General features: G+C 76.4%; 13 protein-coding genes and 1 pseudogene. 8 read left to right on the forward strand and 6 right to left on the reverse strand.

Features of this window, described 5'->3' with window-relative positions:
• Positions 1–87: pseudogene (locus AB0G14_RS27165) on the forward strand (phytochelatin synthase); the annotation flags it as partial.
• Between the two features lie 54 nt (positions 88–141).
• Here AB0G14_RS27165 and AB0G14_RS27170 read toward each other — a convergent pair.
• Positions 142–1,053 (reverse strand): A/G-specific adenine glycosylase, encoded by a 912-nt coding sequence (locus AB0G14_RS27170; RefSeq protein ID WP_357702083.1) that lies wholly within the window; start codon positions 1,051–1,053, stop codon positions 142–144.
• 130 nt (positions 1,054–1,183) lie between these two features.
• Here AB0G14_RS27170 and AB0G14_RS27175 point away from each other — a divergent pair, with 130 nt between their 5' ends.
• The 3 genes from AB0G14_RS27175 to AB0G14_RS27185 all read left to right on the forward strand — a co-directional run bounded on the left by AB0G14_RS27175 (position 1,184) and on the right by AB0G14_RS27185 (position 3,140).
• Positions 1,184–1,696, forward strand: coding sequence for an ACT domain-containing protein (locus AB0G14_RS27175; RefSeq protein ID WP_357702086.1), 513 nt, complete (start codon positions 1,184–1,186; stop codon positions 1,694–1,696).
• Positions 1,693–2,277: a peptide deformylase gene (locus tag AB0G14_RS27180; RefSeq protein WP_357702088.1), complete on the forward strand. Its 585-nt coding sequence runs from the start codon at positions 1,693–1,695 to the stop codon at positions 2,275–2,277. Before AB0G14_RS27175 ends, AB0G14_RS27180 begins: the two co-directional genes overlap by 4 nt.
• A gap of 137 nt (positions 2,278–2,414) precedes the next feature.
• Entirely contained in the window at positions 2,415–3,140 is a 726-nt protein-coding gene (locus AB0G14_RS27185) for a hypothetical protein (protein WP_357702090.1), read from the forward strand.
• Positions 3,141–3,159: 19 nt separating this feature from the next.
• Here AB0G14_RS27185 and disA read toward each other — a convergent pair whose 3' ends face one another.
• The 4 genes from disA to AB0G14_RS27205 all read right to left on the reverse strand — a co-directional run bounded on the left by disA (position 3,160) and on the right by AB0G14_RS27205 (position 7,758).
• Positions 3,160–4,341, reverse strand: coding sequence for a DNA integrity scanning diadenylate cyclase DisA (gene disA, locus AB0G14_RS27190; protein ID WP_357702092.1), 1,182 nt, complete (start codon positions 4,339–4,341; stop codon positions 3,160–3,162).
• 143 nt (positions 4,342–4,484) lie between these two features.
• Positions 4,485–5,933: a DNA repair protein RadA gene (gene radA, locus AB0G14_RS27195; protein ID WP_357702095.1), complete on the reverse strand. Its 1,449-nt coding sequence runs from the start codon at positions 5,931–5,933 to the stop codon at positions 4,485–4,487.
• 90 nt (positions 5,934–6,023) lie between these two features.
• Positions 6,024–6,779, reverse strand: a complete 756-nt coding sequence (locus AB0G14_RS27200; protein WP_357702096.1) for a hypothetical protein — start codon at positions 6,777–6,779, stop codon at positions 6,024–6,026.
• 139 nt (positions 6,780–6,918) lie between these two features.
• Positions 6,919–7,758 carry a UbiA family prenyltransferase gene (locus AB0G14_RS27205; protein WP_357702098.1) on the reverse strand — a complete coding sequence of 280 codons (840 nt, stop codon included), beginning with the start codon at positions 7,756–7,758 and terminating at the stop codon, positions 6,919–6,921.
• 45 nt (positions 7,759–7,803) lie between these two features.
• Between AB0G14_RS27205 and AB0G14_RS27210 the strand changes: the two genes are divergently transcribed.
• The 4 genes from AB0G14_RS27210 to AB0G14_RS27225 all read left to right on the forward strand — a co-directional run bounded on the left by AB0G14_RS27210 (position 7,804) and on the right by AB0G14_RS27225 (position 11,760).
• Positions 7,804–8,634: a methyltransferase domain-containing protein gene (locus tag AB0G14_RS27210; protein ID WP_357702100.1), complete on the forward strand. Its 831-nt coding sequence runs from the start codon at positions 7,804–7,806 to the stop codon at positions 8,632–8,634.
• A 43-nt stretch (positions 8,635–8,677) separates the two neighbouring features.
• A complete protein-coding gene (locus AB0G14_RS27215; RefSeq protein WP_357702102.1) occupies positions 8,678–9,844 on the forward strand; it encodes an acyl-CoA dehydrogenase family protein in 1,167 nt (388 codons plus the stop codon).
• Positions 9,845–9,946: 102 nt separating this feature from the next.
• Positions 9,947–10,996 (forward strand): type III polyketide synthase, encoded by a 1,050-nt coding sequence (locus AB0G14_RS27220; protein WP_357702104.1) that lies wholly within the window; start codon positions 9,947–9,949, stop codon positions 10,994–10,996.
• 38 nt (positions 10,997–11,034) lie between these two features.
• Positions 11,035–11,760, forward strand: coding sequence for a hypothetical protein (locus tag AB0G14_RS27225; RefSeq protein WP_357702106.1), 726 nt, complete (start codon positions 11,035–11,037; stop codon positions 11,758–11,760).
• Positions 11,761–11,823: 63 nt separating this feature from the next.
• On the opposite strand, the gene AB0G14_RS27230 is transcribed toward AB0G14_RS27225, so the two are convergent.
• Positions 11,824–12,519: a hypothetical protein gene (locus AB0G14_RS27230; protein WP_357702108.1), complete on the reverse strand. Its 696-nt coding sequence runs from the start codon at positions 12,517–12,519 to the stop codon at positions 11,824–11,826.
• Between the last annotated feature and the right edge of the window lie 6 nt (positions 12,520–12,525).

Below are 12,525 nucleotides of genomic sequence, written 5' to 3' on the forward strand. Positions count from 1 at the left end.
GACTCCGCCGACCCGGCCCAGGCCTCCTACTGGATCACCACCGAGGCCCTCGCCGACTGGATCGCCACCCGCGGCTACGCCGCCTGATCCAGACAACCACCACCGACAAGGGCCGGCCCCCGAACGGGGCCGGCCCTTTCGTCATGCCCCGAGGCGCGCGACGGGGACCGGTGGGCCGTCGCCGACGAGGCGGAACGACGACTCGCCCACCGGCTCCACGAGGCCGTCCCGCACCAGCCCGGTGAGCGCCCGGGCCCGCTGCACGTCGTCGGCCCACACCTGGTCGAGACGCTGGTGCGGCACCGGGCCGGTCGCCTCCCGGAGTACGCCGAGCAGCAGTCCGCGCACCTGGCGGTCCGTGCCGGCGTACCGCTGGGGGCGTCGGCTCGGGCCGGCGGGGGCCTCCTGGCCGGACGCCCGCCAGGCGCAGACCGCCTCGACGGGGCAACTTCCGCAGCGGGGCGAGCGGGCGGTGCAGATCACCGCGCCCAGCTCCATGAAGGCCGCGCTGGCCAGCGCGGCGGCGGCCGGCTCGACGGGAAGCAGTTCCTCGGTGGCCACCAGGTCGGCCGGGCGGGTGGCCGGGCCGGCGTCCGGCTCGCCGGCGATCGCCCGGCAGACCACCCGCCGTACGTTGGTGTCGACCACCGGGTGCCGCTGGCCGTACGCGAACGCGGCCACCGCCCGGGCCGTGTACGTCCCGACGCCCGGCAGGGCCAGCAACTGGTCCAGCCGGTCCGGAACCTGACCGCCGTGCCGCTCGACGATCGCGACGGCGCAGTCCCGCAGCCGTACCGCCCGGCGGGGGTAGCCGAGCCGTCCCCACATCCGGATCGCCTCCGCCGGGCTGTCCGCCGCGAGCGCGGCCGGGTCGGGCCAGCGGTCCAGCCACGCCGCCCAGGCGGGCAGCACCCGCACGACGGGCGTCTGCTGCAGCATGACCTCGCTGACCAGGATCGCCCACGGGGTGACGTCGGGCTTCCGCCACGGCAGGTCGCGGGCGTTCTCCTCGTACCACCGGCTGACCAGGGTGGCGAAAGTGGGCTCAGACATCGCGCCGCCGATGATGTCACGCGGCGCGCCCCCGACGCGGCGCGGGCGGCGGGCTCGCGACCGTCCCGCTGGCTGAGCGCCCTGGGCGGGGCGCTGCGGCGGCGCCCGGCGGATCGGGGAGAATGCCCGGATGAACGAGCTCGCGATCACCGTCATCGGCCGGGACCGGCCGGGCATCGTGGCCGACGTCGCCGAGGTGCTCGCCCGGCTCGGTGCGAACCTCACCGACAGCACGATGACCCGGCTGCGGGGGCACTTCGCGATGACCCTGGTCTGCGTGGGCCCGGCCGCCGCCGACGTCGAGGCCGCGCTCGCGCCGCTCTCCGCCGACGGCCAGCTGCTGGCGACCGTACGCGAGGTCACTCCCGACGGTGAGACGGCTCCGGCCGGAGAGCCGTACGTGATGGCGGTGCACGGCGCGGACCGGATGGGCATCGTCGCGGCGATGACCCGCGTGCTCGCCGACGCCGGCGGCAACGTCACCGACCTGAGCACCCGGCTGACCGGGTCGCTCTACGTGGTGGTCGCCGAGGTGGACCTGCCGCCCGACACGGCCGACGAGGTGGCCGGCCGGCTCGCGTCGACCGCCGCCGACCTGGGTGTCGGGGTGACCCTCCGCCCGGCCGACCCGGATCTGCTGTGACCGGCGACGAGCGCGCCCCGGAGAGCGAGGCGTACGCCGGCCTCGGCGACTGGACCCCGGAGTCCCTGGACGCGCCGGGGGAGGTGCGGCCGGTGGTGTCCGCCCCCGACCAGGTGCTCAGCCGGCATGGCGGCGAGGTCGACCCGACGGCCGAGGAGACCGTACGCCTGGCGGCCGACCTGGTCGCCACCATGCGGGTGTCGCCGGGCTGCGTCGGGCTGGCCGCCCCGCAGATCGGCGTGGGCGCGCAGGTCTTCGCGGTCGACGTGACCGGCCATCCGAAGGCGGTCACCGTGCACGGCACCTTCGTGCTGTGTAACGCCCGGGTCGTCGAGGCGAGCCGGTGGAAGGTGGCCCGGGAGGGGTGCATGTCGGTGCCCGACCTCACCGGCGACGTCAAGCGGGCCAGCCGGCTGGTGGTGGAGGGTGTGCTGCCCGGCAGCGGCAAGTCCGTACGGCTGGTGACCGACGGGTTCGAGGCGCGGGCCCTGCAACACGAGATCGACCACTGCGCGGGGCTGCTCTTCCTGGACCGGGTTGCCGGCGCCCACGCCATCTACCAGCGCAAGGTGTATCTCTGACCCGCGACCCTGTGTCGCCGGCGGGACACCGTCGGCAGACATGATCGTCGCATGTGGAGGGTGGGAACGGTGAGCTGCGGACACCTCGGCGCGTCGCGCCGGGCTGCCGAGCCCCGCGCCGCTACGGTGGGGGCATCATGCGTCTGACGGTCGGCCCCCTGCCACCCGCCGTTTACTGGCGGCGTCGCGCCGTCGTGCTCGGAGCGGGGCTTCTCTTCCTGATTGTCCTGCTCTATTCGTGCACCGGCTCGGACCGGAAGGCCGACAACAGCGGCGACGGGCAGCCCGCAGCGGGTGCGACGTCGCCCGGTGCGACACCGGGACCCACCGGCGCGGTGCTCAGCCCGCAGACCGGCGGGCCCTCGCCGGGCGCGTCGGGCGACCCGGGCGCCGCCGACCCGTCGGGCGGCCCGACCACCACCGACACGCCGCCGGCGGCGCCGGTCGTGCCGGCCGCCGGCGACGGTGCCTGCACGGACGCCGAGATCACCGTGACGCCGGTGGCCCTGCCCGCGTCGGTGGTCCGCGGGGCCGTGGTGGATCTCCAGCTGAAGGTGAAGAACCGGTCCGAGCGGACGTGCAGCCGCGACGTCGGCGCCGACGAGCAGGAGCTGTTCATCAAGTCGGGGGCCGAGAAGATCTGGTCGTCCGACACCTGCGGCACCGGCAAGGGCTCCGACGTGCAGTCCTTCACGCCGGGCTTCGAGCGCTCCTACCAGGTGGGCTGGAACGGCCGCGACAGCAGCAAGTGCGCCAACGGGGTGGCGGCGGGCCCGAACCCGCCGGCCGGGACGTACCAGGTCTTCGCCCGGGTGGGCACCAAGCTCAGCGAGCCGGTGAAGCTCACCGTCACCGACGGCTGATCGGCCGAGCGGGCCCGGATCAGACGTAGCGCTCCAGGATGGACGCCTCGGCGAGCCGGGACAGCCCCTCCCGGACGCCGCGGGCGCGGGCGTCGCCGACCCCCTCCACGGCCTGGAGATCCTCCACCGTGGCGCCGAGCAGGCGCTGGAGGCTGCCGAAGTGCACGACGAGGCGGTCGACCACGGCCGCCGGCAGCCGGGGCACCTTGGCGAGCAGCCGGAAGCCGCGCGGGCTGACCGCCGCGTCCAGCGCGTCGGAGGCGGCCGGGTAGCCGATCGCCTTGGCGACGGAGACCAGATCGATCAGCTCGGTCGCGCCGAGCAGGTCCAGCTCGACCAGCGCCTCGTCGAGGGTGCGGGACTTCCGGCCGGCCGGGAGGTAGTCACGGATGACCAGGGTGCGGTCGGCGTCGACGCCGGCCATCAGCTCGTCGAGCTGGAGGGCCAGCAGGCGGCCGTCGGTGCCCAGCTCCACCACGTAGCCCGCGATCTCGTCGGCGATCCGGCGGACCATCTCCAGCCGCTGCACCACCGCGACCGCGTCCCGTACGGTGACCAGGTCCTCGATCTCCAGCGCGGAGAGGGTGCCGGAGACCTCGTCCAGCCGGAGCTTGTAGCGCTCCAGCGTGGCGAGCGCCTGGTTGGCGCGGGACAGGATCGCCGCAGAGTCGTCCAGCACGTGCCGCTGGCCGTTCACGTAGAGGCTGATGATCCGCATGGACTGGCTCACCGAGATCACCGGGTAGCCGGTCTGCCGGGCGACCCGCTCGGCGGTGCGGTGCCGGGTGCCGGACTCCTCGGTGGGGATGCTCGGGTCGGGCATCAGGTGCACGGCCGCCCGGACGATGCGGGTGCCGTCGCTGGAGAGCACGACCGCCCCGTCCATCTTGCACAGCTCGCGGACCCGGGTGGCGGAGAACTCGACGTCGAGCGGGAACCCGCCGGTGCAGAGCCCCTCGACGACCTTGTCGTAGCCGAGGACGATCAGCGCGCCCGTGCGGCCGCGCAGGATCCGCTCGAGACCGTCGCGCAGCGCCGTGCCGGGGGCCATCAGTGCCAGGTTGGCCCGCAGCGGGTCGCCGGCACCCCCGGCGCCGCCGGTCACGCTCACGCTGATCGGGCGGGCGGGCGAGCCCACGGCGCCGGTGCGGGCGTGGGGCGTCGCGCCGGCAGGCTTGGTGGTATCGCGGTCGATCGGCACGGGCACAGTCTACGGACTGCCCTGCGGTGGGTGCTGTCGTGGTTACTGTGATGTGTCGCGATGCCCCACGTCGCCCGGACCGGGAGCCGGCGGCCCGGCTGTCCGGTATCGCCCCGAGGGTCCCGTCGCCCGGCCATCGCCGCTCACTCCGCCGACGCGCGGGCGACGGCCTGGAGCGCCGAGCGCACGTCGGCGACCTCGATCACCCGCATGCCCCCGGGGGTCACGCCGGTGCTCTCGGGCCCGCACCCGGTGGGCACCAGCGCGAGCCGGAACCCGAGCCGCGCCGCCTCGGCCAGCCGGCGCGGCACCGCGCCGACCCGGCGCACCTCGCCGGTGAGCCCGACCTCGCCGATCGCCACCAGGTGGGGCGCGATGGCGAGGTTGAGCCCGCCCGAGGCGACGGCCAGGGCGACCGCCAGGTCGGCCGCCGGCTCCACCACCCGGATGCCGCCGACGGTGGCCGCGAAGACCTCCCGGTCGTGCAGGGTCAGCCGCTCGGTGCGGCGCTGGAGCACGGCCAGCACCATCGCGAGCCGGGCCGAGTCGAGCCCGGAGACGGTGCGCCGGGGCGACCCGGCCACCGTCGCGCCGATCAGGGCCTGCACCTCGGTGACCAGCGCCCGGCGGCCCTCCATCGCCACCGTGACACAGGTGCCCGGGACCGGCTCCGCGTAGCGGGTCAGGAACAGCCCGGACGGGTCGGCCAGGCTGCTGATGCCGCCCTCGTGCATCTCGAAGCAGCCCACCTCGTCGGCGGCGCCGAAGCGGTTCTTCACGCCGCGCACCATGCGCAGGGAGGAGTGCTTGTCGCCCTCGAAGTGCAGCACCACGTCGACCAGGTGCTCCAGCACCCGGGGGCCGGCGACCTGGCCGTCCTTGGTGACGTGGCCGACCAGCACGGTGGCGATGCCGCGCTCCTTGGCGACCGCGACCAGCGCGGCGGTGACCGCCCGCACCTGGGTCACCCCGCCCGACACGCCCTCGGCGCCGGTGGTGGAGATGGTCTGCACCGAGTCGAGCACCAGCAGGCCCGGCTTGACCGCGTCGAGGTGGCCGAGCACCGCGGCGAGGTCGCTCTCGGCGGCGAGGTAGAGCTGGTCGTGCAGGGTGCCCATCCGTTCGGCGCGCAGCCGGACCTGGCTGACCGACTCCTCGCCGCTGACCACCAGCGACGGGCTGCCGGCCCCGGCGGCCCACTGCTGGGCCACGTCGAGCAGCAGGGTGGACTTGCCGACGCCCGGCTCGCCGGCGAGCAGCACCACCGCGCCGGGGACCAGGCCGCCGCCGAGCACCCGGTCGAGCTCGCTGACCCCGGTGGGCCGGGCCCGCGCCGGGGCGGCGCTGATGGTGGCGATCGGCCGGGCCGGCTCGGCCGGCATCCGCGAGCTGACCACCTTGCCGGAGACGGTCGGGCCGGTGACGGTGCACTCGACCACCGAGCCCCACTCGCCGCACTCGGGGCAGCGCCCGACCCACTTGGGCGGCTGGTGCCCGCAGGCGTCGCACTCGTAGGCCGGTCGGGGCTCGCGGCTGGACGCCCGGCCGCGCCCGCTGGCGGCGCGCGGGGACGTCGATCGGGAGGTGGTCACATGGGGACGTTAGTCCCCGCGTACGACGAAGACACCGCCGGCGTGGCGGTCACCACGCCGACGGTGTCGTCGGAAACAGCGGGCGGAGGGTCAGTGGCCGCCGCCCTCGTTCTCGTCGTAGCCGCCCAGGCGCTCGACGATCTGCGACGGGGGCGCGGCCGGGGTGAGCGGCACGGCGACCGGCGCCGGGCCGGTGACCGTGTCGCCGTTGCCGAAGTCGAAGGTCAGGATGACGTTCTGCCCGGAGCGCAGCGCCTCGTTCAGGCCGATGAGCTGGAGGACGCGGTCGGCCTCGGTGTTGAGCTTCACGTAGCTCAGCGGCGGGATCTCGATCCGGGCCGGCTCGCCGGCGGGCGCGGCCGGGCTCGCCGGGGCCGACGGGCTCTCCGGGGCGCCGGGGCTGACCGACTCCGACGGGCTCTCCGAGGCGCCCGGGCTGGCCGACTCCGACTCCGACGGGGTGGGCGACGGGGACTCGGACGGCGACGCCGACGGGCTGGCCGCGGCCCCCTTACCGGTGATCACGACCTCGCGGGCGCTGTTGGTGGTCACGGTCACGGTGACCGGTTTCTTCGAGTCGTTGTAGATCACGGCGTTGAGGACGGCGTTGGCGCCCGCCTTGTAGCCCTCGACACCCGGGAACTCGACCAGCAGGCCACGGACCGCGTAGGAACCTTCGCCGGCCGGCAGGGTGACATTCAGGTTGACGCCCTGGACCGACGGCTCCTTGTTGGCGGTCTCGGCGACCTGGCCGGCGCCGCAGCCGGACAGCAGCAGCCCGGTCGCCGCCGCCATCCCGGACAGCAGCAGGGCCGCCCGCCGGGAACCCCTGATCGAGCGCGTCACGTCGGTCCTCCTCGTCACGATCCCACCCGGTGCTCACGCCGGGCACGGTGGCCATGCCCGCGCAGACCGCGCTCCAGGGTAGTTGGGCCTGATCCGCCCCCGCACGCCGACCCGGGGATGCCACTCCCCGGGGCGGACCTCAGACCAGCCGACCGCTCGTGACCAGCAGGACGACGTCGATGAGGGCGATCAGCATGACGGCCCGGAACGCGGCCACGGGCCGACCTCCGGCCCGGGCGGCGCCGCGCCCGCCGTACCAGCTCAGGGGCGGCACCACGACCGCGGCCGCGACCGCGGCGACGCCGACGCCCGACGGCGGCCCGGGCGGCCCGAGGACCAGGGTGGCGGTCGCCGCGAGCAGCAGGCCGGCGGCGGCGGCGCGGCTGCCGGCGGGGCCGAGCCGGTGCGGCAGCCCGCGCACCCCCGTCCGGGCGTCGTCGGCCAGGTCGGGCAGGACGTTGGCGAAGTGCGCCCCGGCGCCCAGGAAGGCCGCGGCGGCGACCAGCCAGACCGGCGGGGCCGGCGCCCCGGGCAGCGCCAGCACGACGAAGGCGGGCAGCGACCCGAACGACACCGCGTAGGGCAGCACCGACACCGGGGTCGACTTCAGCGGCCAGTCGTAGAGCAGCGCGGAGACCAGCGCGACGGTGACGCAGAGCGCGGCGGCCGGGCCCGTGGCCAGCGCCAGCGCCGGGGTGGCGAGCGCGGCCACCGCCGCGGCCACGGCCGTGGTGCGCCGGCCCACCGCGCCGGTGGCGACCGGTTTGTCGGTACGCCCCACCGTGGCGTCCCGGTCCGCGTCGAGCGCGTCGTTGGCCCAGCCGACGGCGAGCTGGCTGGCCGCCACGGTCAGCGCCACGGCCAGGACGCCGGCCGGCCGGTGCCCGGCGCCCCAGGCGAGCAGCCCGGCCACGGTGGTGACCGCGGCGGCCGGCTCCGGGTGGCTCGTCCTGACCAGCCCTAGCACCGTTGACGACATGAGGAAAGTCTGGTCGTTACCGGACAGTCGTGCCACGCTCGGTCCATGCGAGACGCGGGCCGCACCCTGCCGCGCAACGATCCGCGCCAGTACGACGACCTGGCCGGCGAGTGGTGGCGTCCGGACGGCGCGTTCGCGATGCTGCACTGGTTGGCCGAGGCGCGTGCCGCGCTCGTGCCGCCGGCGTCCCGCCCCGGCGCCCTCCTGGTCGACCTCGGCTGCGGCGCCGGGCTGCTCGCCCCGCACCTGGCCGGCAAGGGCTACCGGCACGTCGGCGTCGACCTCACCCGGTCGGCCCTGGCGCAGGCCGCCGCGCACGGGGTGATCGCCGTCAACGGCGACGCCACCGCCGTCCCGCTGGCCGACGGCTGCGCCGACGTGGTGGCCGCGGGCGAGATCCTGGAGCACGTGCCGGACTGGCGGCGCGCGGTGGCCGAGGCGTGTCGGCTGCTTCGCCCTGGTGGCCTGCTCGTGCTGGACACGCTGAACGACACGGCGGTGAGCCGGCTGCTGGCCGTCCGGATCGCCGAGCGGCTGCCGACCGTGCCGAGGGGCATCCACGACCCACGGTTGTTCGTGGACGCCCGGGCGCTCGTCGCCGAGTGCGCCCGGCACGGCGTCCGGCTGCGGCTGCGGGGGATCCGGCCGGGCGTGCCCGGGCTGCTCGGCTGGCTGGCCCGCCGGTTCCGGGCCGCCGGTCGTGCCGGCGCCGACCGTCCGGGCGCGACCGTCGCCGACCGGCCTGCCGCGCCCGCCGCCGTCCACTCGGGTGGGACTGTGGTCGGTCGTCCGCGGCCGACGGGCGCGGCGCCCCGGATCGTGCCGACCTGGTCGACCGCCGTGCTCTACCAGGGGCGGGGCACGCGGAGCGGATAGCGGAACGGGTCCCTGGGTAGGACAGGGCCGAGGAGGGGGCTGTATGACGCTGCACGCGCTGGAGGCGGCTCGCCGCCTGGCACCGAGGCTGGCCGCCCGGGCGGCCGAGCACGACCGCGACGGCTCGTTCCCGGTCGAGGACTTCCGGGATCTGCGCGAGGCCGGGCTGTTCGGCCTGATGGTCCCCACCGAGCTGGGCGGGGCGGGCGCCACCTTCGCGGAGTACGCGGCGGTCGCCACCGAGCTGGCCCGGGGCAACGGGGCGACGGCCCTGGTGTTCAACATGCACGCCTCGGTCACCGGCGCCCTCGGCGCGGTGACCGAGGAGCTGGCCGAGGCGCTCGGCGTGCCGGACGGGGCGCTGGCCGCGCGGGACCGGCTCCTCACCGCCGCCGCCCAGGGCTCCTGGTACGCGGTGGCGATGAGCGAGCGCGGCGCCGGCGCGCGGCTGTCCCAGCTCAGCACCGTCTACGAGCCGGTCGACGGCGGATACCACCTCAAGGGCAGCAAGACGTTCTGCTCGGGGGCGGGGCACGCCGACGGCTACCTGGTGGCCGCCCGCAGCGCCGCCGACCAGTCGGTGGTCTCCCAGTTCCTGGTGCCGGCCGGGGACGGGCTGACCGTCGAGCCCACGTGGGACTCGCTCGGCATGCGGGCGACCTCCTCGCACGACCTGCACCTGGACGTGACCGTGCCGGCCGACCGGCTGCTCGGCGGCGTGGAGGGCCTGGCCCTGGTGGTCGCCCAGCTCATGCCGCACTGGCTGGTGGCCAGCTACGCCGCCGTCTACGTCGGGGTGGCCCGGGCGGCGGTCGACGCGGCGGCCGAGCACCTGAACGCCCGCAACCTCGCCGGCCTGCCGGCCGTCCGGTCCCGCCTCGGCCGGGCCGACGCCGACGTGGCGGCCGCCCACCTGGTGGTCGCGGAGGCCGCCCGGCGGGTGGACGAGGCGCCGGGGGACGCGGAGACCAACCGCTGGGTGTGGCGGGCCAAGCTGCTCGCCGGCACGACCGCCGCCGACGTGGCGGCGTCGATGCTGGAGGCGGCCGGCACCTCCGCCACCCGGCGGGGGCATCCGCTGGAGCGGCTCTACCGGGATGCCCGCTGCGGCTCGCTGCACCCGGCCACCTCGGACGTCTGCGCCGACTGGCTGGGCATCGCCGCGTTGGGCGGCGACCCGGACCGCGACGGATCGGTCCCTCGTTGGTGAGCGTGGGAGGTCCGTCGGGGCGGCGGACGGAGCGGCCCCCGGCAGGGGGACGGCGGCGGGGCGGGCCGCCCGGCGCGCAGGGCCGGACGAGAGGTGGGCATCGTGGCCGTACCGGTGATCGCGGGGCTGGGGACGGCACACCCGCCGTCGGCGGGGCAGGACGAGTTGTGGGAGGGCTTCTTCTCGAAGCACTTCTCCGGCAGCACGCGCGCGCTGGCGCAGCGGATCTTCGCCCACTCGGGGGTCACCCGCCGCCAGGCCGCGGTCAACCCGCTGCTGGAGGACGTCTCCGACTGGCCGACGGAGCGGCGGATGCGCCGCTACCAGGTCGAGGCGCTGCCGTTGGGCAAGGAGGCGGTGGGCCGGGCGTTGACGGCCGCCGGTCTGGCCGCGGGGGACGTCGGGCTCTTCGTGGTCTGCTCGTGCACCGGGTACGCCACCCCGGGGCTCGACATCCTGCTCGCCCGGGACCTGGGCATGGCCCCGGACACGCAGCGCATGTTCGTCGGCCACATGGGCTGCTACGCGGCCCTGCCCGGGCTGGGCGCGGCGAGCGACTTCGTGACCGCCCGCGGCCGGCCGGCGCTGCTGCTCTGCGCGGAGCTGACCAGCCTGCACATCCAGCCGTCCAGCGCCCGGGTGGACACCCAGCAGATCGTCTCCCACGCGCTCTTCTCGGACGCCGCGGTCGCCACCGTGGTCGTCCCCGGCGGCCGGGGGTACGCGCTGCGCGAGATCAGCTCCGTCACGGACACCTCCACCGCCGACCACATGACCTGGGACGTCACCGACACCGGCTTCCGGATGGGGCTGTCGCCGAAGGTGCCGCAGGTGCTCTCCCGGCACGTCCGGGGCCTGGTCGACGACCTGCTGGCCCGGCACGGCGCGACGCTGTCCGGGGTGGACGGCTGGGCCGTGCACCCGGGCGGCCCGCGCATCCTCAACGTCGTCGAGCGGGAGCTGGCCCTGCCGCCGGAGGGGCTGGCGGCGTCCCGGGCGACGCTGGCCGAGCACGGCAACTGCTCGTCGCCGACGGTGCTGCTGATCCTCGACCGGCTGCGCCGGGCCGCGTCGCCGCCGCGGCGGGTGGTGATGTTGGCGTTCGGGCCGGGCCTGACCCTCTACGCCGCGCTTCTCGAACGGCAGGACTGACAGCGACGCCGCGGGCGCGCCGAGATTACCCTCTGGTAATGGACGCGGAGGCGGCAGACCGGCCGTGGACAGAGGTGGACGGCCCACGCGCCGAGACGGTCCGGCAACCCGCGGCGGCCGGCGACCGGCTGCGCGCGGCGGTGCTGGCCGGGTCGGCCCTGACGGCCCTGGTCGCCGGGGGCTGGTGGTGGCAGGCCGGCGCGCCGGCCACCGGCCCGGTGGCCGGCGCGCCGCCCCCGTCCGCGCAGAGCCGGTCCGGGTACGTGCCCGGCAGCAGTGACGCCATCGTCTCCTCCAGGGTGGCCCTCGACGGTCAGGAGGTCGTCTCCGTCTGGTCCCTGCCCGGCGACCGCGACGGCGGAGCCACCTTCCGGGTCGACCCGCGCACCGGTGCCGCGTTCCGGGTCGACTCCGGGGGGCGGGCCGGCGTCCGGGTCGATCCCGAGCCGCGTCGGCTCGGCCGTCTTCCGAACACGATCTGGCGGGAGCGGGCGACGCTCGGCCGGGAGAACGGCCGGGTGGTCAAGCAGGCCGCCGGTGAGGCCGCCACCCGCTTCCTGCTCGAGTACCGCTGCACGGGGCCGGGTGAGCTGCTGGTCGTGCTCGAGCGGATCAGGGCCGCCGTCCCCTTCCCGACGGTCGGGTGCGACGGGTCGGTGGTGTCGATCGAGCTGACCGCCGTGGGCGGGCCGTTCCGGGTCTCCCTGTCGACCGCCGACGCCGAACCGCTCCGCGTGGAGGCGCAGCTGGTCGGCCTGCCCTGACGCGCCGGTGCCCCGCGCGGGGCCGCCGGCCGCCGGGGCGCCGGGGAGACGCCGGGCGCCGGGTCAGGCGGCGAGGCCGGCCAGGTCGGCGCGGTAGTCCTCGGCGGAGCGCACCTCGGGCACCACCGTGACCAGTATCCCGGCCCGGTCGACCAGCAGCGCGGCGGCGACGCCGGGGCGGGGCGGCAGGTGCAGGAACGCGCGCAGCCCGCCCGCCGGGTCGGCCAGTGGTCGTACGGTCGCCCCGGCGGGCGGCGGCGAGACGCGTACGGGCCGGTCCTCGGCGACGGTGACGACCGTGACCCCGGCGGGCGCCAGGGCGGCGGCGGTGGCCACGTCCTCCGGGCAGGTGCACCCGTCGACCAGGATGATCATCGCGGGCAGCAGCCCGCGCAGCGGCACCGGTGACTGCCCCGCGTCGACCAGGTCCAGCGCCGGCAGCGGCCGTCCGGTCATCCCGGTCGGCGGGGCGTACGGCGCGGGGGTGGGCCCCGGGGCGGTCCGGCCGGAACGGGGCCAGGTGACCGTCATCAGGCCGGCGACCGTGGCCAGCACCGCCACCAGCAGGACCAGCAGGGGCAGGGCGAGCGGGGACCGGGCGACCCGGCGGGGGCCGCCCCGGTGGGCCCGCGCGCGCAGCTCGCGGCGGACCTGTTCGGCCTCGGCCGCGAGGGCGGAGGCGTCGTCCGGCACGACCACCCGGCCCCACTCCGGCGGCAGGTCGGGCAGTTCCGGGCCGTCTGCGTCGGGCTTGCCCATCGGACC

Origin of the sequence: Micromonospora sp. NPDC023814 (genome assembly GCF_040639595.1) — a bacterium.
Lineage (GTDB): Bacteria > Actinomycetota > Actinomycetes > Mycobacteriales > Micromonosporaceae > Micromonospora.